The sequence below is a fragment of the Methylobacterium sp. 092160098-2 genome (genome assembly GCF_028920805.1).
Taxonomy (GTDB): domain Bacteria; phylum Pseudomonadota; class Alphaproteobacteria; order Rhizobiales; family Beijerinckiaceae; genus Methylobacterium; species Methylobacterium fujisawaense.
Window position 1 is genome coordinate 4,796,704 of record NZ_JAQPZJ010000001.1, and the last position, 21,263, is coordinate 4,817,966.

Genomic DNA, 21,263 nt, shown 5'->3' on the forward strand with positions numbered 1-21,263 from the left:
GAAACTGCGCATGCTCACCTCACCAATGCGAACTTGGCCAAGATCAGATCCGTATCGACGTGCGTGTTCCAGATCGACACGTTCACCTCGATAGGATACTTGGGAATATCCTCGTCGCGTTTTCCGGCCTGACGAGACGCGACGCCTTCGCTGACCTTAGAGTACCAGAACACCAGCGCACGGTTGCCCCGGCCAGGGTCTTCGATCAACTCGATACGCACGATGACAACGTTCCCGTCGATGAACTTCTGAAGCACATCGCACAACGCCGAGCAAAACTTACGATCCGCGAAGTTCTTAACAAGTATGCCGGTCATTGCTAGTCCTTCGGATTGTGTTCGCAGGACTTCACGGGGCACCATCCGCAAAGCCCCGAAGGCTTCGGCGGGAAGTTGCTCGTCTGTACGTCCTTGGTGTAGCGGGCGATCTCCGGCAGGATCTTGGTCCAGAACTCCGGCATCTGGTCACGGGTCACGTCGAGCGTGGTCGTCGCGTCGGGCTTCAGCCAGACGTAACAGGTGCGGATCTTCTGCACCTGGGGGTATTTCGCGAAGATCATCGCCGCCGAGATCACGAGCTGGTCGCTCTCGCGGTCGCTGACCTTGCCGGTTTTCCAGTCGTAGAGCAGGGCTGCCGGGCCCAGGATCTTGGTCACGTCGATCTTGGCGCGCAGCCAGACCATCTTCGTGCGATCCATCCACTCGGCCGGCTGGAAGTCATCGGTCATGGCGAGCTGCTGTTCCGGCAGAAGGAGCCCGCCTGTGCGCTTCATCCACGCCTCGGCATTGGCGTCACCCTGAAGGACTTTGCCCGCGGCCGTCTCCAGGTTCATCTGGAGCGTGGATTGGAGGTGTGCCGGGATAGGTGTTCCGTGGAACAACCTGTGCTCCATGGCTTCGTGAACGGCGTTGCCAAACTGGATGTGTTCGTTCTCCCCGCCTTCGGACCACTTCTTGGCCAGATCGACTTCGCCGTGCTTGCGGGGGCAGTCACGCCAGTTCTTGAGCTTGCTGTAGCTCCAGGCGACGTAGCGGGGGCGGTGTCGTGTGGTGGTCGCGGTGAAGGCCATCAGTTGTCCGTATGTATGACAGAGCTAACGTGACTGACGACGATGGCCTCGCCATTCTTGCCGTACAGCTTTCGTGCGGTGTCTATCGCCTCGGCGTGGTTGTATGCAACCACGTAGTTGCCCGGCACGCCGTTTACGTGGACGAGCCACATATTCGATCCGCGTTCCATGAAGGCCATCATTCGCTCACAGCTCATAGAGCGGTGCCCGCAGACAACGCTCTAGTATTACGTAATAGAATTAGTCCAGATCGTCAAGTCTTCCGCGGATTTGCTTCAGTTCCTTGCGAAGCAACCGGATCTCGTTGTGGTTGACCCAGTTGCTGATGATCAGGAACGCGATGCATATGGCAATGGTCGCGATCATTTTCGCCTCACAGATGCGAGTAGCAGCGTCGCTTGAAGATGTCGCAGACCATCTGTTCGGATATGCCGTACTTCGCAGCAACGATCCGCCCGAGCACTTTACGCCCACGCAGTTCACGAATGTCGCGGATTGCCCAGGCATCTAGATGGTCGCCGTTGTTAACGGCATCGACTGCGTTCTGACTGGGTGTGCCCCAGTACAGGTTCGACAGGCGGTTGTTCCGTGCGTTGTCGCTTTTGTGGAGACCTTGCATGCCGTCTGGTCTCGGGCCCACAAATGCTTCCAAGACGAGGATATGGACTTTGGCGTCCTTGTACCCGCCCTGGCCATCGCACATCCGAACAGTCGCGTACTGCTTGCGTTTGCGGCCACACCACATTGGGCGCAACACCTTCTTAAAACGGACATGCCGGACCAAACCGGCGCGGCTGACTTCGTATGGCCAGCCATCAACTTTCCGCCAAGATGCCATCACTTACTCTGCCCATACGACAGACCAACTCCGGCCTCGGCCGCCAAGGGCAGTGTGGGGCCCCAGGATGGCCGCTCGTGCATGATGGCCAGCAGGGTGTCCCTGAAGTCCTTGGCGTAGCCCGTGGGCTCGCCAGCGCTGTTGATGCCGCCCGGCACCACGTAGACCAGCTCGTCATGCGCCTGGAGCGCCAGATCCACGCCCGTGCGCATGCGGACCTTCAGCATGGCGTCGGTGTTACAGCATCTGGCGAGATGTTGTACGATGTTCTCATAGAGTTTTCCTCCGAACAGGCGCTTGTGCATCCGGCCGGATCGGAACTTCCACTCCAGGCCCTTGTCGCCCGGCACTTGCTCCAGCTCGGGGTAGAACAGCGGCAGCCCCGTGGGCCCGATGATCTCCCGGTCGCCGAAGGTCATGGGGCCGAACTGGTAGCCGCTGTTGCCGCCCTGGAGCAGCGGGATGGCCTGCTGGAGGGTGCGCCACGCCTTGGGCACGGCGGGGGCCATGCCGAAGCGGTAGCCGTTGACGATCTGCCGGCTCTCGTCCTCGGTGAGGATGATCTCGATGTTGAGCTGGAGGCGGCTGTCCTTGCGGACCTGCACCATGTAGCGGATGTAGCCCATGCCGAAGCCCAGGCCCAGGATTGCCTGCTTGCCGACGAAGCGCTCTTTCTTGTCGGCCTTGGTAATGGTCCGGTGGTAGATGTGAACGCTGGCGAACAGCGAGTACACGTCGTCACCACGTTCGAACGCCTCGACCAGTGTGGAGGGTTCACCGAGGATGATAGCGGCCAGCCACGCCGCGATGCGCGCCTCGATCTGCGAGGCGTCGCAGGTTACGACGACGTAGCCGGGCTTGACTTGGAGAGCATCACGTAGGCGTCCGCCACGGGGGAGGTTCTGTAGGTTGAGCTTCCATTCACCCGATAGTCGATGTGTATGTGCTCCGCTATATTTAAGCGCAACGGGTAGCCATCCAGCGTTGCCACCATTGGCGGCACGCTGATCTTGCAGTTGCCATCTCTGTCGAGCAATAGACATGAATCGTAAGGTACGCGATTCCTCGATAGTAGATTTGACGCCAACGCGCGCAGCAGCCAGAGTTTGAATCGCAACATCATTGTGCTCCAGTAGTTCGGCGAACCCCTGATCCGCCTTGGCGAAGGCATAGGTCGGCTTGCCGGTGGTGAGGCTGATCTTCATCGGGGGCTCGACCCCCAGCCCGCGCAGCAGATCCGCGAACTTGTCGTTCGACATCAGGGCCGGGGCCTTGCCCCACTCATCGACCTCAACCCCAGCGGTCGCCAGGAGTTGCGCCTTGTCGGCACGCACCTGGGCGAGGTGTTCGTGCAGGATGTCTTCGTTCAAGACGAAGTGCGGTTTGACGGCACACCGCAGCACTGTGTCCTTGACGAGGTATTCTTGCCGGGGAAACTTCGGCGCCAGCCGCTGGTAGGTCTGGTCGCACAGCACCGCGTCGTTCAGCGAATACTGCGCGTAGCGTTGGTAGAGGCCGGCGGCCTTGATGTCGGCCAGCGTCATGCCGTCCACCCGCACCACGGTGTCGCCCTTCTGGCCGATCCCTAAGTGCTCCGAGATCTTGGCGAGCGACACGAAGCCGACCTTGGGCGCCAGCAGCGCCTGGGACATGCCCATGGTGTCCACCATGATGTCCGGCACGAAGCCGAACCGCCACGCCAGCAGCGACATGTCAAACAGGGCGTTGTGCGAGAGCATGACGATCTTCTCGCCTTGCTCTCGCCGCTGGTTGAGGCGGTCGATGTACGCCTGGAAGTCGGCGCCATCGAGCCAGTACGGATCGTGGAAGTTGGAGCCGCGCCCCTTGTCGATCACCGCACAGCCGATCAGCTCGAACCGCTCGTCAAGTAAGTATTCGACAGGCGTCATCTTCTTCAGCGTGTACCCGAGCTTAGTCGAGTAAAAGCTCTCGAAGTCGAGCACAATGTAGTTGGTGAACGTCACTTGACGACCCGCCTCTATTGCATTAACTATTTGCCCGGCCCTGGCGGGGGCCGTTCATGGTGATCCTCGGTGAGGAAGCGCGGCACACTTTAATCGGTGTGCCGCGCTTCTTTTTTGTTCCGCGGAACAATACCACGCAGCACGAAGTCGTGCATGATAGCGGCTGATCCGTCTCGCCGCTCCACCGCCTCTAGGTAGGCGTCGAACACCCGGTTGCAGAACTCCAGGGCGTAATCGATTTGGATTACGCCGTCCCGCAGACCCTGGTCGAACGCCAGGGTGAGGGGGTGAAGCATCGCGTCTGTGACAGGCTTCATAGCGCTGTGCTCACGTAGTGGATGAAGATGCAGGCGAGGAGGTAGGTTCGCATGGTTCCTTGTCGGCGAGCCAGCAGGCTAATTCTAGTTCTGAACTGACAGGTAGATGCTTTCCTGGGATTTTACCTTCTATGAAAACAATGTAATGGTCGTACTCCCAGATGTGCTTTCGCAACTCAAGTCGAACACCGTTTGATACGACCCAGGCTTCATAAAGCTTCGGTTGTATCTGTTTCCAATTCAGATCCGCCAACCGCATCACTCGGCCTGCACAGGTACGTGGACGACTTCGCCGAACGGATACCGAACCTTGCCCTGCGTGGTGCTACCCCAGATGACTTGGTACGGCGGCGGCTCGGACGGGAAACGACCGTAGCCGTCCGTCAGGTAGATCAGCGCCTCGGGCTGCTCACCCAGCTCAGCGAGCCCATCGAACACCGGGCGGAAGTCGGTGCCGCCCCGGCCCTTGGCGCCGGCCTTGTGGACGCGCTCGATGTCGGCATAGCAGGTGATCTCCTCCCAGCCGTGAACCCGCGTGTCGCACCATGCGAACAGGATGCGCTCGGGCTCCATCTCTTCCAGCACGCCGCTGACTTGATTCATGAACGCCGTCACGGTCGGGTCGTTGACCGACCCGGAGCTGTCGCCGATCAGCACGAGCAGGCGGCACTTGAAGCCGCGCCGGCCGGGGGCGAACACCGGGTCGTCGCGTGTGATCATCCGCCGGTCCGGCATCCGCCAGTCGTAGCCGCCCGTGCCCACCGAGCGATCCAGCATGGACCGGATGATCTCGCGGTAGCTCGTCTGCGCAGTCTGAAGAACACCCAGCGCAGTCTTCAGATTCTGCGATAGCTTCCCCTGTGCGTCAGCAGCCTCCAGGGCGGCCTGGATCTCGGACTGCCACCGTTCCTCGTCGCGGGCGTCCATGGCCTGCTGGGGCTGCTCCTGCGTGCCGGAGCCGGGTGGCAGGTGCTGGTCGAAGCCTTGCGGCGGGGGAGGGGACTCGGGCTGCTCCTTCTTGTCTTTCTTGTTCTTCTGCTGATCCTCGTACAGGCCGCGGTAGATGTCGAGCGTAGACATCTTGGTGGTGTACTTCTCGGTGCCCTGGAGAGCTTCGGCGCCGTCCGGCGGGAGCGTGCCGATGTCGCTTTCGACCAGCATTTTATTGATGAAGATGTCCTGCGCGTATTGCATCAGGCCATCGCCGTACGGCAGCTCTTTGCCGTCTTGGTAGCGGATCTTGCCGGCACGGGCCAACTCGGTGGAGAGCCCAGCATGCCGGAACATCGCGTGGCAGATCTCGTGGGCGGCGATGAACACCCGGTCGCCGAGCGGGCGGCTCAAGAACCCCTCGGGGTTCACGATGATGCGGGCGTCGTCGGTGGCCGCGGTCTCGACGTCGCGGGTCCAGACGGCTTGGTCGCCATCCGCGCCGGTCATCATGGAGTACATCAGGTGCGAGAACATCGGCGCCTGATAGAGCAGGGCGGTGCGCGTCTCGGCCCAGGCTTCACGTTGCTTGGGGGTGAGTTGACTGGCGGGGATGATGGTGAGCTTCATCGGCGGGTTCCTTGTCAACGAGCCAGCAGGCCAGCTCCAACGGGGTAAAGTTCTGTCTCCAAGTGTTGCCATTCTTTCTAGTAGTTAATTCAAAATCATATGCAAAATATTGTTTTTTATTATTACTGTAATTTACCCTGTAAACAGTTCCATCTTGGCCACGCACAAGTTTGTATCTCAGTATTGTGGGTGGATAGTCAGCTATCGGGTCACGCACAAGATCATCGAACCGCATCACCCATCCCCCACATCGATGTGCGTGACGCCCCGGCGGGAGCTGACGTGCCGGAGCTTGATATCGTAGCCCTCGGGCAGGAGCATCCCGAGCTGCGTGGTGAGGCCGGTGCAGACCCGCTGCACGATCTCGGCGACGGCACGCCGCTGCTCCGCGGTGAAGGTGCCATTCATCGTGTAGAGTTCCAGCACGAACTGGGATGTGCTGGACGTATCCTCGGCGAGCTTGGTGATGTCGTTCTGGTTCATGAACCCTCGGCTAGTATTCGCTTGGCCTTCCGGCTGTCGTGGCACGTGTACGTGTGCCTGGGCTTCTTCCGCAGCAGCCTCGTGAAGCCCGAGAGCCGCACGCACATCTCGCCTGGAGGTGCCCCGCACTGGGGGCACCCGTACTGTTTTGTCCGCTCAGTCTCGTTCATGACGCCGACCATGCTGTAGTCAGGAGCAGGGACAGGTTTGAAGCCGCCCATTGTTGTTCCCGGAACAACTATCGCTTGGCGCGCAGCTTGGAGATTGTGACCATCAGCGTGCCGTTGCGCTGGCACCACCCGTCCATCGCAGGAGTGTTCAGGATCGCCCGGTCACGGTTGCAGGCGGCATCGGCGAACAGCACCGAGAACTCCTGCGGGAACCTGTCGAGGTAGGCGACCATCGCGCTGATGTTGCCCACATCGACACGAGCCGCCAGCGAGTACGCCACCAGCATCTGCGCGTCGGCACGCTCCGGCACTTTGGTGCCCAGCGGATCGGCCAGGATGTCCTCAAGCGACGGCAGCTCGTACTCAAGGCGGATGAAGCTCATGAGCTGGGCCGCCGCTGCCGAGCCGATGTAGCCCCGCGCATCCTCCTGAGCGGCGTTGTCGTGGGGGAGCTTGCCGCTGCCGTCGCCGAACTGCATCAGGTGCAGGATGCACATCACGAACGAGCGCGGCGTCGGCCACGGCCCCTGCACCTCGGGGGCGTCGGCGGTAACAATGTGCCAGTTCGATTCCGCGAAGGCTAGGGCCAGCGGCGGCATACCGGCAGCCATCGCCCAGGACTTCCAGCTCTCCATGTCGTCATCGATCTTGATCTCGCAGCGGCGGTTGATCAGGTGATCGAGGTCACGGGTGGAGCCGGAGCGGTCGGAGCGCAGGTTGCCCGCCATCCACACCACCCAGCCGTTGGGCAGCGTGTGCGGCCCGCAGCGGCCGGTGAGGCCCATCTCACCGATGATCTTCTTGATGTCGGGATCGGCCTTGTCTTCCTCGTCCACGAAGATGACGCCGCCGTCGTAGTCCTCAAGCGGCAGGCCCTCGGCCGTGTACCACCAGAACGGACGGGTGAAGAACGACGCGGCGTTGCCCTTGGCGTCCTTCGACGGGATCAGGTAGCCGACGAGATCCGCCGGGGTGAGCGTCGGCGCGGATAGGTAGCTGAAACCCATGCGCTTGCCGAGCGCGGCGCCGATGATAGCGGGAGCACGCTCGATGGTGCTGGTCTTGCCGCGGCCGGGCTTTGACCGCAGCGTCATGCAGTTACCCGTGCGATAGTACCCGACCATGCGGTCGGCGAAAGTATTGAGCTTCATGTGATCCTCGGTCTTGGCGGGTTTAGTCTTTACGCGCGGGCAGATGCCAGAAGCAGTTGCCGGCATCGAACCCTTTGCTCGCGTCGTGTCTGCGGAGGCAGTGACCTTCAGGGCACTCGCCCATGTCGGCCACGAACTCCGAGAACTCATCCCAGCGCGGATCGTGCTTGAGCCCGGCACCGCCAACCGTGGCGTAACCCCGGCGGTTGGGGTTGTTCACCACGGCGCGGATGTAGGCCCACGCGCGATACGTCGCCGTGTTGCGCAGGCCGTGCTCCGGGGGCCGTCCACGCTGCACGGTGCTCACTCTTCGTCACCCTCCGTGTCGTCACCGCCCGTGCCGATGTTGAGATACCCACGCAGGGCCTCGACCAGGGTGTGGGCCTTCTCGATCATCTCCAGCCGCACAGATGGCTCCTGGCGCAGCTCCTTGATGTCAGTGGCTGCGAACTCGGCCATGGCGCAGAACCGATCGATGTTGCGATCCTGCTGGACGTTGGCCGCACGAAGCACGCGGGCCTTGTGGGCGACGGAGAGGTTCACGCTCTCGCGGACCAGCATGCGCTCGCCCTTGAGCGGATTGGCGATGTAGTCGTGGTAGGCCGACCAGCGGGCGTGGCACCGGGATGCCGCGCTGTGCAGGGCGAGCAGCATCTCTTCCATGCCGGTCTCGTAGTCGCGCACCGCGCCATCCACGAGCAGGCGGGTGAAGCCCAGGCGAAACCGATCCGGCAGGTTCTCGAACGGCTCGGCCGCGGGCACCGGCTCGTATCGGATGCCAATCGAGAACTCGCTTGCGGCATCGGGAGTGAGGCCGGCGAGCTGCTGCTTCAGGCCAGCGAGCCCCTTGCCGGCGGTCTCCACCAGATCCGGCACCATAAACATCGGCACCGCCCGGCGCTTGCCGAACGCGATGGAGTTGTCGTGGAACGCACCTACAATCTCGCCGTGCAGGTTGACCAGCGACTTGCGCTGTTCCTTCGACAGGCCCTCGCACTTGAGCCGGTTGGTGTCCCGGTGCGTGAGGGTGATCAGGACGAAGCTGCGGCGCAGCTCGTCCAGCAGTTCCATGCGTTCCATGTCAGGCGGCCTCTCTGGTGCTGTGTTCCGCGGAACAACATTCACGAGCAAGGAAGACGGCAAGGCCATCCTCCTGAATCCAGTAGGTCAGGGTGCGAGCGTCGCCGTCTGCACCAATGCAGGGGAACTCACACACCTGGATCAGCGGGCTGTCCAGCCGATCCTGATAGAGGTCGAACACCCGGTCGCCCAGGCCGCAGAGCGTGACCGCTCGGCCCGTACCGGATCGCTTCCAGGGAATGTCGTTGACGTGCATGGCGTGTTCCTCGGAACAACTAGATAGAAGTATTACGTAATACCGTCAAGGCTTGATCGTGACCAGGAGCATTTCTGCAAGTTCTGCATCGGTCCAGGGCAGGAAGTGATCCTTGGGGACGCGGAGATCCACCTCCGCCATTCGTGGTAGCCAGACGTGACAGTCAGTCGGCGCACAGTGTTGGAGCAAACATGAAAGCTCCAAGGCAGTCAGCGGATTGCTATGGCACCACATGCCGCCCAGCCAGTCGGACGCCGGATACTGATACATGTATTGGAACTTGTAGTATGCGCCGGTCTTTTCACCCGAAAGCACATCGTAGTCCGTCTGAAGTGCCCGGCACCAGATACCGTCTGAGCGCTTCAGATATTGTGAGTAGCTGATGTCTTGCGGCGTCTTTCGCCAGACGATCTGCTCCAGCCGCATCACCCCCTCCGCTTGAGCAGCCGGGCCAGCCACCCCTGACGCTTCACAGCGCGGCCCGTGGGCGGCGTCAGGCCCGCCAGAGCCAGGGATGCCGCGGCCTCGGCCTCACGCCGCTCCACGGCCTTCTCTCGCGACAGGAGGGCACGTTCGCGTTCGGCCAGTTCGTCGGCCCACACGCCCAGGTCGGCCCGCGCCTGTGTCAGTCCGGCGTGGACGCGCTCGATGGCCTGCACGAAGGCACTGGGGGAGGGCTCGGCATCGGAGGCCGGCATGCCGAGCGACCGTGCGAGGCGACGGGTCAGCTCCTGCGTAGCGTCGGCGAGGTTGATGATAGCGGCCTGGGGCTTGTCCTGCTGCTCGGGCGCCGGGGTGTTGACCACCGGGGCCAGCACCACCTGGGGCGCGGCAGCGGGGGCCTTGGTGCCCTTGCGCTTGGCGGGCTGCGTCGTCTCGGGGATGCCGGCGAAGGGCTCGCCGCTCATGTCGAGCAGGGCGTCCAGGCTGGCGTGGCCGTTGGTAAGGGTAGCAGTGTTCATTTGTCGTTCTCCAGCTTCCAACACTTGGCCTCAAGAGGCGTCATCTTCCGGGTGAACAACTCGGCAAGCCGATCCTCCGGGGTCATGGTGTCCCACACCGGGTCGGAGCCATTGGCATACAGGGTGTAGACCCACTGCTGGCCTTGGGAGACCATGCACTTCTGTTCGAGCGGCGAGAACTTGCTGAGGTCAACCGGGTTCCTCATCAGCAGGAACATCTCGCCATAGGCGTCGTACAAAATCTGTGACCGGAACGCCGTCTTGTTCTGCGGGCTCCACCTTACCTCGCTCAGACGCACGGCTCACCTCATGAAAAAGGGGACAGGTTCAACCTGTCCCCTATACCGCTCCAGCATGGTCACGCCACAGGATGTCCCGTCGTGAGGCTTATTCGGCCTCGGGCGGAGCGATCTTCTTGTCGAGGCTGAGCTTGACCCGGTTGATCAGCTCGTAGGCCCGATCCACGTCGGTGTTGTCGAAGCCGGGCCGCTCGTCGTTGCCGTCGCGCAGCTTGACGATCTTCTTCATGATGCCGGCCAGCTCGTCGCGAGCATACTCGTCGTGGCTGCGCTCGTCCTCGCCGGCATCGGGCTTGACCAGCAGCGACTTGATCTGCTCGTTGGTGAGCGGCTTGGACTTCTCGTCCTGCTTGATGGCCTTGAGCTGGGCGCGGGCGAAGATCTTCAGCGACGAGTAGGCCGACTTGCCGGTCTCGGCACGCGGCAGCTTCTCGTTGATGAACGTCCGCGCCTTGGCGAGGATGACCGGGGCGTTGCCCTTCCAGTCCGCGGCGCCGAGCTTGGCGAACACCCGCAGCGTGGCGACCTGGGTCTTGTCGTCCTTCTCGGCTTCCTTGTCGCCGGTGGCATCGACCTGGGCCTCGACCTTCGCCTTGCGGAAGGCCGCGTAGATCATTGCCACGTCCTCGCTGGATGTGGCGGCCGAGATGGTGCCGTTCTTGGCGGCCGTGCAGACCGTCAGGGCCAACTCACCCAGCGAGTTGGCGCCCTGGCCGGCGGCCTGACCCAGCTCAGCGACGGTGGCCATCAGGCCTTGCATGGCCTCGTCCTGGGCGGCACTGTTCGAGCCGGGGGCCTGGCTGGCGACCGGCGCCCCGGTCGGGTTGTCCTTGGTCACGGTGCCGACCGGCGGCATGTGCGGCTCCTTGGTGGTCTTGGCGGCCTTGGCCTCACCCTTGGGAGCCTTCGGAGCCTTGTCAACGGCGGGCGCCGTGGTGGTGTCGGAGGCCGGCGGCGCGGCCGGAGCGGTCACGGGCGGCGTCGGGGTCGGGACGGGGGCGGGCTTGGGCGTCTCGCCCTGGTTGAGCTGCGCCGGGGCCGGCGAGGCGTTGGGCACGCTGGGCGCCGCGGGCGCCGGAGCGTTCGGGGCGGCGGGGGCAGAGGCGAAAGCATCGGTGCGCATGTTGTTCCTCGGAACAAGTGAGAGGGCTTGTTATAGGCACACGCAAAGAATGCGCAAGGTGTTGCGCACGGTTTTGCTTGCGTGTGTTGCGGAAGTCAGATTTCGGCGGGCGCCAGGGTGCCGACCCGGCAGGCACCTTGCCAGATCGAGAAGCAGAACGCCCCGTCAGCCGCGACATGGCGGATGTAACGGGCGCGGGGAAACGTGGCACGGGCCGTGCGGGCGTCGCGGATGGCCTGCATCAACCCGGCGCGACTGCGCAGGTAGAGCATCAACCAGCTTTCTTTTTGGCAATTCTGTCGGTGAGGACATCGGCGGTGATGGCCTTGCCTTCGATCAGTCTAACTAGCGTCGGGTATTCCATCTCGGCAATTGCCGGCGGATACATCGCCGTGGTCCATCGTTTCTTGCGGACGATCTCGCGATAGAGACTGACTTCTTCGTCAACGAGATCGTTGATGCGCCGCACGATGCTGTCTTTCAGCTCGGCAGCCTCTTTATTCAGCGCAGCCTTGCGCGCCTGGATGTCGGACGCTCGGGCGGCGTCAGCCGGGTCCAGTCCCGGTATCTTGGTGGCCCAGTTCATTTCCCATTCCCTGGCGGGGGATTGTTCCGGGCATAGATGGAAATTATTAACAGGTACGCAAGCGAACAGAACGGGAACCCTTTCAACAATAGGTTTTAGTGCCTTAGCTCGGCCGTTTGGCCAGAACATAAAGCCAAGCTTTGGCAATGAGTTGCAGCGGTTGCGTATAAACTAACACACTTGGGAGTTATTTTACGCACGACCTCGTGAGCAGGGCGGAACAACGCGGCCGATGATAGCGGATTGCTCCGCGTTGCCTGTTGTTCCGGTAGTTGTTCCGCGGAACACTCAGGGCCAGAAGTATTCCGCGATCCCGGCGTAGGCCAGGGCGATCAGCCCCATGCCGACCATGATCCCGAACACGGCACCGTGCGCGTCGGGGGTGTCCTCGTGCTCCGGCATCTCGGGGAACTTCGGCATGGCGGGCCTCCGTCGAACGTTAGTGTTCTGCGGAACAACTATAGGGAGTTGCGTCGGCATGTCGAGTACCCCTTTCGGTTTCACGCGAAGCACGCCCGCAGCTCCCGCACGTCGTAGCAGGAGAGCGCGGCGAACGTCACGATGGCGTGGTGCAGGCTATCGGCCTGCATGGTGCAGAGGAAGGCCAGCGGGCGGTTGCGCCCGGCGCGGCGGTAGATGCAGACGGGACGCGGTTTGGTGGGGCGCATGGGTCAGCTCCTAGTGTCCGGTATCGGCCATCATGGTGGTGAGCAGTTCCCGCAACTGGCGGATGGCTCGCGGCGAATAGATCGGGATGGCTGCCGGCATTCCTGTTGCTTCTGCGACTTCGCTGGACAGAACAGCACGCGGGGCATCCGGGTTTCGATCCATCGTGAACAATACATTCCCGTGTGCATCGAAGTAGTCACTGTTCTTCACAGGACCTTTACCGACTAACGCCATCGTTCGTTTCTCCTGGCATCCAGAGGGCCACCCGGATCGCACCCAGGTGGCAGTGCTGGAGGTCAGGCGCCCAGTTCACCGATGGGGCCATCATAGATCGTGCGGTGAACGCCGCGCCCACGATGAGGCACCAGCTCGACGCGCACGCAATCGATGCCGTCGTTGTTGACGTAGGCGAAAGACCGGCACCCGCCCTTCCATGAGGCGACGTAGCCCCGCATGCCGGAGCGCTGCCCGCCCAGGCGGCTGGCCTCGCCGCGGGCGCCCTGAACCGTGCCGATGAAGTGTGCCATGGTATGAACCCCTATGTTCCGTGGAACAACTTACTCGTCAGCGAAGGTCACGAACATGACCACGCACATGCGGTACGGGCGAAATTCAATGTAGTGCCCTTGGTGGAAGGTACGGCCCTTCACGCCAGTGTAGCCAACCGCGGCCTTGGCACGGCGCATCAGCTCTCGATTGGCGACGCGGTTGGCCTTGGCGTAGCTGCCGTCCGTCGATCCGCTGTAGCCGTAGTGTGTCAGCTCCGGCACGGTCACACGCTCGCGCCGCACCCATGAGTAGTTGGGCTCACCGCCCATCGTGTCGGTCAGCTCGACATTGTAAGGATTGCTCATGATGTGTCTCCTATGTTCCTCGGAACAACTCAAGCGGCGACGGCGGGGGCGTACACGTAGGGCAGGGCGTACAGCGTGTTGAGGTAGCGGCCACGGCAGTCGCGCAGCGTCAGGCTGCACGGTTTGGTGTTGTCGTCCTTATCGTACCAGAACGCCGCGCCGGAGCGGTCGAACGCCATGCGGTACTGTGCAGGCAAGGCCCGGCGTACCTCATCGTAGTGCGGGACCACGATCTCGCCGTCAGGGTCCAGGTGCCCGGTTATGGCCGGCGCCGGATAGGTGCGCACGCTGGGCTTGCCGAACCCACGCACCGGCTTGGACAGGTGCAGGCTGTAGAGCATGGTCATCGCTTGTCCTCAGTTGTTCCATGGAACAAGTCTAGGAATACATCCCTAGACCGTCTCTTACGTAATACTAGGCCAGCCCCGGCACGCCGGCAACCGAATACTGCCGCACTTCCATGAAGCAGCGCGCCACGATGGTCCTAGCGTCGGAGCCGTAGCCCAGGCTGTAGAGCGTGCGGGCCGCGTTGAGGTGCGCCAGGGCGCGTTTGATCCGGGGGAGGGTGGTGGCGTCGGCACGCTTACAGGCGGACATCAGCTTGCCGATGCTGCGGTTGAGGTGCGCGGCGAACTCGTCGTTCTGGATGACGGTCGGCGCGGCGTAGTGGGTCGGTCGCGTGGCGGTGCGGCCGAAGATGCGGCGGATCATGGTGCACATGGGTCAATCCTGTGGGAAATGCTCGATGGTCAGCGTGTACCGGCCATCTGCGGAGGTCTCAGTGATCGTGTCCGGGTGGTATCGGCTCAGCTTCTTCCGGCGGATCGAGAACATCAGCCGGTGGAACTCGAACCCGGCGTTGCCGGACAGTTTGGTGGCCAGGGCTTCCAGAACTTGCGGCCGGGCATAGGAAGTTGCGCGGATCGGTTCGGGAAACTCTGGAGCGGAAAACGTCGCTCTAAATTCTTGGTGATTGGCTGGCATAGTTCGGCACCTTCTTGGGCCGGGCGAACTACCCTGGATCTCAAGGTAGTTGGGCCGACACACTTGGTCGCCGTTTTTAGTGAATTGATAGGGCGCGGTTGCCGGTGCGAATTGATGGTGCGTTTCCAGGATTTAATTTTTGGAGCAAACTAGGGACTCGGTTTGGCTAATCGAATAATTGATCGGGTCAATCCAGATAGGACGCACCCAGACAATTAGGCGGTGGGCCCGCGGCGGTCCGATGGCGCAAGATCGGCGCTCCGGGTTTTCTTCGTCGCTACAGACAGTTTCTATTATCAATTATTATATTATATATATATCATATTAAGTTAGTAACTAAGGGCTAACCCCTTGGGAGAACAGCAAAAACTTGCCGTCTACCAGCCCCAGTGTTCTATTTTTGTCACAACATTTGGCGCGGCCGAACCGCCTTTCTGGAGTTAATTGAAAACGGCAGTAAGTTTGCCGTCCATGCCCGTCATAGTTTGCCCCAAAAACAATTTCCCAGGAACGCAGGGCATACTTGCCCCCAAAAACTAAATCCTGGAAACACAGGGGCAACCTCGCAAAACTGGGGTGAGCTTGTTGGGGCAACTTAACCCCCTCAAAACTCACCCCAGTTTTTGAGCACATAAGTTTGGCATAGCCGGGAGGGGAGTGAGGCCCTCACACTCGATTGCCCATTCGGGCTTATCAGATCCGCCGGCGCGGAGCCCGCTCTGTTTTTAACGTCCCGAACAGCGGCCCTCGGACGTGGGCGGAAACACCTCGAACATGTATGAACCTTGCGGTTGGCCCATGCTCTATTGCGATACCCATTTAGAGATATAAATTTAAGTTTATGTCTTGGATCGGGTAGAGTGTAGTTTTTGCGCACCAAACCGCGTCGCCACCTCAATCGTGGTTCGTAGCGGTTTGGCAGCTACTTGCTACCCACATCCGTCCTTAAAGCGCGGCAACTGTGTGTAAGAGGATCGCACCCTCAAACCTTGCAGTTGCGCTTCGCCACTACCCTGCCAAGTCCCGGCCCAGCTCGCGCTGAGTTGATCGGGTTGATGCCTAGGGGGTGCGGGCACGCCGTCCAGATCGCCCGGCCTTTCGCCGGTCACGTCTGAGACGAACCCCTATTGTGTCATCCGGGGGTTAGCGGTTCGGGAGGTTGTTGAGGCCGCCCTACATCCTTGGCGGCCGGGGGCAGCGAATTGATAGGGCAGGGGGAGGGGGGTGGTAGGCGGCCCAACGGGGGAGGGGGAGGGGGGTCTGCTTTTGTGGGTCCCTGAAAAATACGCAGGACCAAAAACCAAGCGCCAAACTTCAAGTCGCAAACCGCCAACCTAGTTTAAACGTGACAATCCCCAACCCATCAAATGATGCCCAGCCCACGTCAAACCGCGTAGGCGTTCAACCAGTCGGTTGCATCAAAAATCCAAATTGCAACCCGCGACCTTGACGCATTCTAATGTCACCTTCATATGTATTAAACCCGCCGCCACTGGGACGCTTATAGACATGGAACAAGCTTACGAAGTCGGTCGCGCATCCTACGAGATGTATTGCGACTGTATTGGGTCGGAGCACACCTGGGCGGATCTCAAGGCTGGTGCCAAGGAGATCTGGCGGAAGGTTGAGATTGCCGGGTTGAAGGCATCTGCCCGTGCGCTCGCATGTACCGCGGAACAACCGATCTCCGCAGGCGTACAGCTCGCCGACTGACCATGCGAGCCCCCAGGAACGATCATCCCCGTATGACCGTTCCATCCTCCGAATTGTTCCGCGGAACAACATGAGCACCCGCCCCGCCACAGCGACGCAAGCCGAGATCGCCCGTGCCATCCGCGCGCTGGTGGCGGCCGGGTTCACACACCCGCGTGTCGTCTACACGCGTGAGGGCGTGGTGATCGAGCCGGGCCCGCCCCCGAGCCATCGTATTGACATGCCGGTTGGAGACACCGAGGACGAGCCCGAGAAAGTCCTCATCTTCTAAGCACCATGCCCCGCAAGAAGCCGCTGCACCTACGATCCGAGCGCACGCGGCATGGGAAGCTCGTCTGGTACGTCCGCGTCGGCCATGAGCCCCGGATACGCATCCGCGAGGAGTACAACACCGACGCGTTCTGGGCAGCCTATCGGCATGCCGTAGAGGGTGCGCCGAAACCCCAGCCTGCCGGTCCCGCGCCGAACACCATGGCGTGGCTGATCGACAAATACGTCAACAGCGGCGAATGGCGGCTGCTCAAGGCGGCGACCCGGCGCAACCGACACTCGGTATATCGACAGGTCGAACAGGCTGTCGGGGGCCAGCCATTGAAGGCGTTCACCCGCAAGAGCATCATGGCCTCTCGGGAAAAGCGCGCCGACCGACCCTATGCGGCCAACGAGTTCGTCAACGCGCTACGTGCCCTGTTCAAATGGGGCGTCGCGCATGGGCATGCGCCCATCGATCCGACAGACGGGATCAAACCGCTCACCGGCAAAAACGCCCAGACCGGGTTCCACACCTGGACCGAGGCAGAGGTCGCCCAGTTCCAGGCCAAGCACCCGCTGGGCACCCGTGAGCGCGTGGCGTTCGACGTGTTGCTCTATACGGGCCTGCGCCGGGGCGACGCCGTGCAGCTCGGCCGCCAGCACCTCATCACGCATGGCAACGGTCAGGACTTCTCGATCCGCACAGAGAAGACCGGGATGACGGTCACGGCGCCGATCTTGCCGATCCTGGCGCACACCCTGGCCAGGGGGCCCGTGGGCGACCTGACGTTCATCACGAAATTGGATGGTACGCCCTACGACAAACAGAGCTTCGCGTTCTGGTTCGGGAAGGCGTGCAAGGCTGCCGGCGTGCCGGGTCGGGCCCATGGGTTGCGCAAGGCCGGTGCCGCCAGGGCCGCGGAGGAGGGGGCTACCGAATCTCAGCTCAACGCTCTATTCGGTTGGGCGGATGGATCACGAGAAAGTGCGGTCTACACCCGCACGGCCAACCGCGCGAAGATGGCCCGCGAGGCCCGTCGCAACAGCGCGTGAACTCCCGCACCGGATCGCCGGGTGCGGGACTGAGCCCATATTACGTAATGATTTCAATACCTTATTTTTGATGCTATACTCCGGGTAGAAGTAGAGCACGACTTTGTGACCTTTGAGCGCGGACAATCCGACGCGCCCTCCGCCCGAGGCGGGAAGGTCGAAATCGGGGGCGAGATCCCCCTCTGACAGCGGCATCGTGCCTTCCTTTCGGCCGATTGATGATGTGCAACCGATCTCGTGCGCGGCCTCAAGCGATTGCGCCGCGCACGTCCGAGCCAAGCCCGGAGTCGCCGCCGCTGTAAAGCGCGGGCGTGCTTCGATCCACCGGCCGCGGTGCCCGAGGGTGCCGCGCGCAGAGCCCCCGGAACAAGGGTCCCGATGGCGGACGAGACAACGTCGGCAGGCAGGCCTCGGGGGCGGGCGCGGCGCGTGGGTGGCTTCTGCCTCGTGAGCGCCCTCGCGCTGGTGCTGCTCCTCGGCGCCGGTGTCGGCCTCGTGGCCCTGCGCCTGTCGAACGGGCCGCTGCAGATCGACGGCCTGTCGCGCCGCGTCGCCGCCGCCGTGGCCGAGCGGATCGGGCCCGGCTGGAGCATCGGGCTGCGCGGCAGCAGCCTGGAGCTCGACCGCGAGAACGCCCTGAGCCTGCGCTTCTCCGGCCTCGACATCCGCAACCCGCAGGGCGACCTCGTGGTCCGTGCGCCCCTGGCGCTCGTCAGCCTCGACCTCTGGGGACTCCTGCGGCTCAACGTGCAGCCGCGCTCGATCGAGTTCCGCGAGACGCAGACCACCGCGCTGCTGCACCGGGACGGCTCCATCGCCTTCGCGGCCTCGGAGGCCAACCACCCGGTCGATATCGCGCCGCACACGCCGCCGAGCGTGGACGGGGTGCGCGGCACCGTCTCGCCGCTCTCGGCCGCGATCGCGTCGATCTTCGGTGTCGTCCTCGATTCGGGCGGCGTGGTCGGCGCCCTCGACCGCGCCCGCGTCACCGACGCGCGCCTGCGGCTGATCGACGAGGACGGCCACGAGCGCGCGGTCTTCGCGCGGGTCAACGGCCTGTTCGGGCGCGATCCGGTCAACGGGACCCGGAACTTCGAATTGCGGCTCGACGGGCCGCACGGCGAGTGGCGCTTCGGCGGCACGCTGCGCGACGGCGCGGACGGGCAGGAACGCTCGGGCGTCATCACCCTCGACGACCTGCCGGTCACGGATCTCCTGCTGCTCTCGGGCCAGTCCGGCATGCCTCTGACCACGGACCTGAAGGTCTCGGCTCGCGCCGACGTGAGCCTGACGGCCGGCCGCATCCGGACCATGAACGCCAAGCTCCATACCGGCGACGGCACGTTCCTGATCGAGGAGAAGGACTTCAACCCCGTCACCGTCGAGAGCCTCGACGCGTCCCTGGACTGGGACGAGGCCAATCGGGTCATGTCGCTCACCGGCCTGGATTATCGCGGGGCCGGCAACGCCGTGCACCTCACGGGGACGTGGAAGGGCAACCCTGCCGACGCGAGCACGGCCTGGACCGCGACCCTCGCGAGCCGCGACGCGACCTTACGCGGGGCGACCCCGCAGGACGCGCCGGTGAAGATCGACGCCCTGGACGCGCAGCTCTCCGGCCGCGACGGCGGGATCGCCATCGACGCGCTCACCCTGTCGGGCCCCGGCGTGAAGGGCTCGATCACCGGCACGATCGGCACCACCGCCGACGACGGCGGCCTGACGCTCCACCTCGCCGGGCACGACGGCGAGGTCCGCACTGGGCTGCGGCTCTGGCCGGAGCACATCGCGCCGCCGGCCCGCACCTACCTGGTGGACCAGCTCCGCCGGGGCCGGGTCGATTCCGTCGACATCAAGGTGAAGATGTCGGGCTCGGTCCTGGCCGCCGCGACCCGGGGCGACCCGGCCCCGGACGACGCGGTCCATATCGACTTCCACGTCTCGGACGCGGCCATCGACGTCACCGCCGACGCTCCGCCTGTGACCAAGGGCAACGTCACCGGCGTCATCACCGGACGCTCGACCACGGTGCGCAACGTGACCGCCGAGGTCCACGGGCCGGACGGGCGCGGGCTCGCCATCACGGACGGCAGCTTCGTCATCCCGCAGATCACGCCGGACCGGGTCGTGGCGCAGATCGGGATGCGGCTCTCCGGCGGAGCCGACGGCATGGCCTCCGTGCTCCAGGCCAAGCTGTTCAAGAGCGTGATGAGCGTCGACCTCGACCCCGCCACGATCAAGGGCAGCGCCGACCTGCGCGTCGACTTCCCCCTCGATCTCAAGCACATCCCCGATCTGCCGGACCTGCCGGTGACGCTGATCGGCACGCTCGCCGACCTCTCGGTCGACAAGGTGATGGGCCGGGACAGGCTCGAGTCCGGCAAGTTCAACCTCGCCTACGACCGGGGCGCCTTCACGCTGAAGGGCGACGGCCGGGTCGCGGGCGCCCCCATGTCGGTCGACCTGCGCCAGCCGAAGGTCGGGCAGCCCGGCGAGGCGGTGGTCAACGTCTCGCTCGACGAGGCGGTCCGCGGCCGCAAGGGCCTGCCGACCGCGCCGCAGCTCACCGGCACGATCCCGGTCCGCGCGGTGGTGCCGATCGGCCGGCCGGGATCCGGCAAGCCACCGATCCGGGTCGAGGCGGATCTGGCCAAGGCCGGGATCGACGGGCTGATCCCGGGGCTCACGAAGCCCGCGGGCAAGCCGGGGCGGCTCAGCTTCACCCTCGTCGACAGCGGCCAGAGCTTCGACCTGCGCGACTTCGCCCTCGACGCGGCCCCCGCGAGCGCGCGCGGCACCGTCTCGATCACGCCCGAAGGCGGCCTGGAGCGGGCGGATCTCACCAACGTCAAGCTCTCCCCCGGCGACGACCTGCGCGTGAGCCTCGACCGGACCGGCGGCGGCTACAAGGTCGTGGTCCGGGGCGCGGTGGTCGATGCAAGGCCGTTCCTGAAATCCCTGGGCGCCCCCGATCCCAAGGGCGGCCGGGATGCGAAGGACGCGAACCCGAAGGATGTCGATGCCGACATCCAGGTGCCCATCGTCACCGGCTTCAACGAGGAGGCCCTGACCGGCGCCAACCTGAAGCTCGCCCTGCACGGGAAGACCCTGCGCGCCGCCACCATCACCGGGCGGTTCCGCGCCGCGCCCTTCGCCGCCACGGTCACCCGCGGCGAGCGCGGCGTGCCGACGCTCGCGGTGGACTCGGCCGATGCCGGCGCGACGCTGCGGTTCGTCGACGTGTACCGGCGCATGTATGGCGGCCGGCTCAATGCCGGGATCGGCCTCAACGACGGTCCGCAATCCGGCGTCGTGCAGATCCGCGACTTCATCCTGCGCAACGAGCCGGCGCTGTCGAGCATCATGGCGCAGGGCCCGGAGCCGACCGACACGGAGACGGCTCGCGGCCGCCGGGTCGCCCCGGGCCGGGGGGCGGGCGACGTCAGCTTCGATCGCATGCGCGCAAACTTCGTGCGCACCGGCACCCGCGTCGATTTCAGCGACGCGGCGATCTCGAACGCCGCCATGGGCTTCACCCTGTCGGGCTGGCTCGATACCGGCCGCGAGCGCACCGACATGACCGGCACCTTCGTGCCGCTCTACGGCCTGAACAACGTGGCCTCGCAGCTGCCCCTGCTCGGGCCGCTTCTCGGGGGCGGGCACAACGAGGGCCTGTTCGCGGTCAATTTCCGCGTCTCCGGCAAGCTCGCCTCGCCGGACGTGAGCGTGAACCCGCTCTCGGCGATCGCCCCGGGCTTCCTGCGCAAGCTGTTCAGCGCCGGCGGCGGCCCCTTCGCGGACGGGATGCAGGGGGTCCCGCAGCAATAGGGCGGGCAGCCCGGAAGAGCCGCCCGCCCCA

The 21,263-nt window shown here is 63.6% G+C and carries 30 protein-coding genes and 1 pseudogene; 4 read left to right on the forward strand and 27 right to left on the reverse strand.

What is annotated here, in order from left to right; translation table 11 throughout:
• Positions 1–14 precede the first annotated feature (14 nt).
• The 26 genes from PQI07_RS22655 to PQI07_RS22780 all read right to left on the reverse strand — a co-directional run bounded on the left by PQI07_RS22655 (position 15) and on the right by PQI07_RS22780 (position 14,386).
• Positions 15–317, reverse strand: coding sequence for a hypothetical protein (locus PQI07_RS22655; RefSeq protein ID WP_274927456.1), 303 nt, complete (start codon positions 315–317; stop codon positions 15–17).
• Positions 318–319: 2 nt separating this feature from the next.
• On the reverse strand, positions 320–1,069 hold the full coding sequence (locus PQI07_RS22660; protein WP_274927457.1) for a PD-(D/E)XK nuclease family protein: 750 nt from the start codon (positions 1,067–1,069) through the stop codon (positions 320–322).
• Complete coding sequence (locus PQI07_RS22665) at positions 1,069–1,251, reverse strand: hypothetical protein (RefSeq protein WP_274927458.1); 183 nt, start codon at positions 1,249–1,251, stop codon at positions 1,069–1,071. Before PQI07_RS22665 ends, PQI07_RS22660 begins: the two co-directional genes overlap by 1 nt.
• A gap of 191 nt (positions 1,252–1,442) precedes the next feature.
• Positions 1,443–1,907 (reverse strand): HNH endonuclease signature motif containing protein, encoded by a 465-nt coding sequence (locus tag PQI07_RS22670; RefSeq protein WP_274927459.1) that lies wholly within the window; start codon positions 1,905–1,907, stop codon positions 1,443–1,445.
• Positions 1,907–3,892 (reverse strand): DNA polymerase, encoded by a 1,986-nt coding sequence (locus PQI07_RS22675; RefSeq protein ID WP_274927460.1) that lies wholly within the window; start codon positions 3,890–3,892, stop codon positions 1,907–1,909. The genes PQI07_RS22670 and PQI07_RS22675 overlap by 1 nt, the downstream gene beginning before the upstream one ends.
• Before the next feature lie 89 nt (positions 3,893–3,981).
• A complete protein-coding gene (locus tag PQI07_RS22680) occupies positions 3,982–4,209 on the reverse strand; it encodes a hypothetical protein (RefSeq protein WP_274927461.1) in 228 nt (75 codons plus the stop codon).
• A 258-nt stretch (positions 4,210–4,467) separates the two neighbouring features.
• Positions 4,468–5,769, reverse strand: coding sequence for a vWA domain-containing protein (locus PQI07_RS22685; RefSeq protein ID WP_274927462.1), 1,302 nt, complete (start codon positions 5,767–5,769; stop codon positions 4,468–4,470).
• Positions 5,770–6,003: 234 nt separating this feature from the next.
• On the reverse strand, positions 6,004–6,252 hold the full coding sequence (locus PQI07_RS22690; protein ID WP_274927463.1) for a hypothetical protein: 249 nt from the start codon (positions 6,250–6,252) through the stop codon (positions 6,004–6,006).
• Positions 6,253–6,490: 238 nt separating this feature from the next.
• Complete coding sequence (locus PQI07_RS22695) at positions 6,491–7,573, reverse strand: hypothetical protein (RefSeq protein WP_274927464.1); 1,083 nt, start codon at positions 7,571–7,573, stop codon at positions 6,491–6,493.
• 22 nt (positions 7,574–7,595) lie between these two features.
• Positions 7,596–7,880 (reverse strand): hypothetical protein, encoded by a 285-nt coding sequence (locus tag PQI07_RS22700; protein ID WP_274927465.1) that lies wholly within the window; start codon positions 7,878–7,880, stop codon positions 7,596–7,598.
• The gene (locus PQI07_RS22705; RefSeq protein ID WP_274927466.1) at positions 7,877–8,653 is read right to left on the reverse strand and encodes a hypothetical protein; all 777 of its coding nucleotides are present in this window, start codon (positions 8,651–8,653) and stop codon (positions 7,877–7,879) included. Before PQI07_RS22705 ends, PQI07_RS22700 begins: the two co-directional genes overlap by 4 nt.
• Before the next feature lies 1 nt (position 8,654).
• Complete coding sequence (locus PQI07_RS22710) at positions 8,655–8,909, reverse strand: hypothetical protein (protein WP_274927467.1); 255 nt, start codon at positions 8,907–8,909, stop codon at positions 8,655–8,657.
• Between the two features lie 45 nt (positions 8,910–8,954).
• Entirely contained in the window at positions 8,955–9,335 is a 381-nt protein-coding gene (locus PQI07_RS22715; protein ID WP_274927468.1) for a hypothetical protein, read from the reverse strand.
• Positions 9,335–9,871: a hypothetical protein gene (locus PQI07_RS22720; RefSeq protein ID WP_274927469.1), complete on the reverse strand. Its 537-nt coding sequence runs from the start codon at positions 9,869–9,871 to the stop codon at positions 9,335–9,337. The genes PQI07_RS22715 and PQI07_RS22720 overlap by 1 nt, the downstream gene beginning before the upstream one ends.
• Positions 9,868–10,170 carry a hypothetical protein gene (locus PQI07_RS22725; RefSeq protein WP_274927470.1) on the reverse strand — a complete coding sequence of 101 codons (303 nt, stop codon included), beginning with the start codon at positions 10,168–10,170 and terminating at the stop codon, positions 9,868–9,870. The genes PQI07_RS22720 and PQI07_RS22725 overlap by 4 nt, the downstream gene beginning before the upstream one ends.
• Before the next feature lie 88 nt (positions 10,171–10,258).
• Positions 10,259–11,293, reverse strand: coding sequence for a hypothetical protein (locus PQI07_RS22730; RefSeq protein WP_274927471.1), 1,035 nt, complete (start codon positions 11,291–11,293; stop codon positions 10,259–10,261).
• Between the two features lie 95 nt (positions 11,294–11,388).
• Positions 11,389–11,568 carry a hypothetical protein gene (locus PQI07_RS22735; RefSeq protein WP_274927472.1) on the reverse strand — a complete coding sequence of 60 codons (180 nt, stop codon included), beginning with the start codon at positions 11,566–11,568 and terminating at the stop codon, positions 11,389–11,391.
• Positions 11,565–11,879 (reverse strand): hypothetical protein, encoded by a 315-nt coding sequence (locus tag PQI07_RS22740; protein WP_274927473.1) that lies wholly within the window; start codon positions 11,877–11,879, stop codon positions 11,565–11,567. Before PQI07_RS22740 ends, PQI07_RS22735 begins: the two co-directional genes overlap by 4 nt.
• A gap of 288 nt (positions 11,880–12,167) precedes the next feature.
• Complete coding sequence (locus PQI07_RS22745) at positions 12,168–12,299, reverse strand: hypothetical protein (RefSeq protein ID WP_274927474.1); 132 nt, start codon at positions 12,297–12,299, stop codon at positions 12,168–12,170.
• Positions 12,300–12,379: 80 nt separating this feature from the next.
• Entirely contained in the window at positions 12,380–12,547 is a 168-nt protein-coding gene (locus PQI07_RS22750) for a hypothetical protein (protein ID WP_274927475.1), read from the reverse strand.
• Positions 12,548–12,557: 10 nt separating this feature from the next.
• On the reverse strand, positions 12,558–12,782 hold the full coding sequence (locus tag PQI07_RS22755; protein ID WP_274927476.1) for a hypothetical protein: 225 nt from the start codon (positions 12,780–12,782) through the stop codon (positions 12,558–12,560).
• Between the two features lie 62 nt (positions 12,783–12,844).
• Entirely contained in the window at positions 12,845–13,075 is a 231-nt protein-coding gene (locus PQI07_RS22760; RefSeq protein ID WP_274927477.1) for a hypothetical protein, read from the reverse strand.
• A gap of 30 nt (positions 13,076–13,105) precedes the next feature.
• The gene (locus tag PQI07_RS22765; RefSeq protein WP_274927478.1) at positions 13,106–13,402 is read right to left on the reverse strand and encodes a hypothetical protein; all 297 of its coding nucleotides are present in this window, start codon (positions 13,400–13,402) and stop codon (positions 13,106–13,108) included.
• A gap of 29 nt (positions 13,403–13,431) precedes the next feature.
• On the reverse strand, positions 13,432–13,749 hold the full coding sequence (locus tag PQI07_RS22770; RefSeq protein ID WP_274927479.1) for a hypothetical protein: 318 nt from the start codon (positions 13,747–13,749) through the stop codon (positions 13,432–13,434).
• Positions 13,750–13,816: 67 nt separating this feature from the next.
• Complete coding sequence (locus tag PQI07_RS22775; RefSeq protein ID WP_274927480.1) at positions 13,817–14,122, reverse strand: hypothetical protein; 306 nt, start codon at positions 14,120–14,122, stop codon at positions 13,817–13,819.
• A gap of 3 nt (positions 14,123–14,125) precedes the next feature.
• Positions 14,126–14,386, reverse strand: a complete 261-nt coding sequence (locus PQI07_RS22780; protein ID WP_274927481.1) for a hypothetical protein — start codon at positions 14,384–14,386, stop codon at positions 14,126–14,128.
• A 1,509-nt stretch (positions 14,387–15,895) separates the two neighbouring features.
• Between PQI07_RS22780 and PQI07_RS22785 the strand changes: the two genes are divergently transcribed.
• The 3 genes from PQI07_RS22785 (at position 15,896) to PQI07_RS22795 (ending at position 17,404) form a co-directional block, all read left to right on the forward strand.
• On the forward strand, positions 15,896–16,099 hold the full coding sequence (locus PQI07_RS22785; protein ID WP_274927482.1) for a hypothetical protein: 204 nt from the start codon (positions 15,896–15,898) through the stop codon (positions 16,097–16,099).
• A 70-nt stretch (positions 16,100–16,169) separates the two neighbouring features.
• Complete coding sequence (locus PQI07_RS22790; RefSeq protein ID WP_274927483.1) at positions 16,170–16,370, forward strand: hypothetical protein; 201 nt, start codon at positions 16,170–16,172, stop codon at positions 16,368–16,370.
• 5 nt (positions 16,371–16,375) lie between these two features.
• Positions 16,376–17,404 carry a tyrosine-type recombinase/integrase gene (locus PQI07_RS22795; protein WP_274927484.1) on the forward strand — a complete coding sequence of 343 codons (1,029 nt, stop codon included), beginning with the start codon at positions 16,376–16,378 and terminating at the stop codon, positions 17,402–17,404.
• A 78-nt stretch (positions 17,405–17,482) separates the two neighbouring features.
• Here PQI07_RS22795 and PQI07_RS22800 read toward each other — a convergent pair.
• A pseudogene (locus tag PQI07_RS22800) lies at positions 17,483–17,599 on the reverse strand (redoxin domain-containing protein); the annotation flags it as partial.
• Between the two features lie 183 nt (positions 17,600–17,782).
• Here PQI07_RS22800 and PQI07_RS22805 point away from each other — a divergent pair.
• Positions 17,783–21,232 carry a DUF3971 domain-containing protein gene (locus tag PQI07_RS22805; RefSeq protein ID WP_210274709.1) on the forward strand — a complete coding sequence of 1,150 codons (3,450 nt, stop codon included), beginning with the start codon at positions 17,783–17,785 and terminating at the stop codon, positions 21,230–21,232.
• Positions 21,233–21,263 lie beyond the last annotated feature (31 nt).

Excerpts from the sequence above, each read along its gene's own strand:
- PQI07_RS22655 (WP_274927456.1), bottom strand. The coding sequence starts at position 317 with ATGACCGGCATACTTGTTAAGAACTTCGCGGATCGTAAGTTTTGCTCG.
- PQI07_RS22660 (WP_274927457.1), bottom strand. The coding sequence starts at position 1,069 with ATGGCCTTCACCGCGACCACCACACGACACCGCCCCCGCTACGTCGCC.
- PQI07_RS22665 (WP_274927458.1), bottom strand. The coding sequence starts at position 1,251 with ATGATGGCCTTCATGGAACGCGGATCGAATATGTGGCTCGTCCACGTA.
- PQI07_RS22670 (WP_274927459.1), bottom strand. The coding sequence starts at position 1,907 with ATGGCATCTTGGCGGAAAGTTGATGGCTGGCCATACGAAGTCAGCCGC.
- PQI07_RS22680 (WP_274927461.1), bottom strand. The coding sequence starts at position 4,209 with ATGAAGCCTGTCACAGACGCGATGCTTCACCCCCTCACCCTGGCGTTC.
- PQI07_RS22685 (WP_274927462.1), bottom strand. The coding sequence starts at position 5,769 with ATGAAGCTCACCATCATCCCCGCCAGTCAACTCACCCCCAAGCAACGT.
- PQI07_RS22690 (WP_274927463.1), bottom strand. The coding sequence starts at position 6,252 with ATGAACCAGAACGACATCACCAAGCTCGCCGAGGATACGTCCAGCACA.
- PQI07_RS22695 (WP_274927464.1), bottom strand. The coding sequence starts at position 7,573 with ATGAAGCTCAATACTTTCGCCGACCGCATGGTCGGGTACTATCGCACG.
- PQI07_RS22705 (WP_274927466.1), bottom strand. The coding sequence starts at position 8,653 with ATGGAACGCATGGAACTGCTGGACGAGCTGCGCCGCAGCTTCGTCCTG.
- PQI07_RS22710 (WP_274927467.1), bottom strand. The coding sequence starts at position 8,909 with ATGCACGTCAACGACATTCCCTGGAAGCGATCCGGTACGGGCCGAGCG.
- PQI07_RS22715 (WP_274927468.1), bottom strand. The coding sequence starts at position 9,335 with ATGCGGCTGGAGCAGATCGTCTGGCGAAAGACGCCGCAAGACATCAGC.
- PQI07_RS22720 (WP_274927469.1), bottom strand. The coding sequence starts at position 9,871 with ATGAACACTGCTACCCTTACCAACGGCCACGCCAGCCTGGACGCCCTG.
- PQI07_RS22730 (WP_274927471.1), bottom strand. The coding sequence starts at position 11,293 with ATGCGCACCGATGCTTTCGCCTCTGCCCCCGCCGCCCCGAACGCTCCG.
- PQI07_RS22740 (WP_274927473.1), bottom strand. The coding sequence starts at position 11,879 with ATGAACTGGGCCACCAAGATACCGGGACTGGACCCGGCTGACGCCGCC.
- PQI07_RS22745 (WP_274927474.1), bottom strand. The coding sequence starts at position 12,299 with ATGCCGAAGTTCCCCGAGATGCCGGAGCACGAGGACACCCCCGACGCG.
- PQI07_RS22750 (WP_274927475.1), bottom strand. The coding sequence starts at position 12,547 with ATGCGCCCCACCAAACCGCGTCCCGTCTGCATCTACCGCCGCGCCGGG.
- PQI07_RS22755 (WP_274927476.1), bottom strand. The coding sequence starts at position 12,782 with ATGGCGTTAGTCGGTAAAGGTCCTGTGAAGAACAGTGACTACTTCGAT.
- PQI07_RS22760 (WP_274927477.1), bottom strand. The coding sequence starts at position 13,075 with ATGGCACACTTCATCGGCACGGTTCAGGGCGCCCGCGGCGAGGCCAGC.
- PQI07_RS22765 (WP_274927478.1), bottom strand. The coding sequence starts at position 13,402 with ATGAGCAATCCTTACAATGTCGAGCTGACCGACACGATGGGCGGTGAG.
- PQI07_RS22770 (WP_274927479.1), bottom strand. The coding sequence starts at position 13,749 with ATGACCATGCTCTACAGCCTGCACCTGTCCAAGCCGGTGCGTGGGTTC.
- PQI07_RS22775 (WP_274927480.1), bottom strand. The coding sequence starts at position 14,122 with ATGTGCACCATGATCCGCCGCATCTTCGGCCGCACCGCCACGCGACCG.
- PQI07_RS22780 (WP_274927481.1), bottom strand. The coding sequence starts at position 14,386 with ATGCCAGCCAATCACCAAGAATTTAGAGCGACGTTTTCCGCTCCAGAG.
- PQI07_RS22785 (WP_274927482.1), top strand. The coding sequence starts at position 15,896 with ATGGAACAAGCTTACGAAGTCGGTCGCGCATCCTACGAGATGTATTGC.
- PQI07_RS22790 (WP_274927483.1), top strand. The coding sequence starts at position 16,170 with ATGAGCACCCGCCCCGCCACAGCGACGCAAGCCGAGATCGCCCGTGCC.
- PQI07_RS22795 (WP_274927484.1), top strand. The coding sequence starts at position 16,376 with ATGCCCCGCAAGAAGCCGCTGCACCTACGATCCGAGCGCACGCGGCAT.
- PQI07_RS22805 (WP_210274709.1), top strand. The coding sequence starts at position 17,783 with ATGGCGGACGAGACAACGTCGGCAGGCAGGCCTCGGGGGCGGGCGCGG.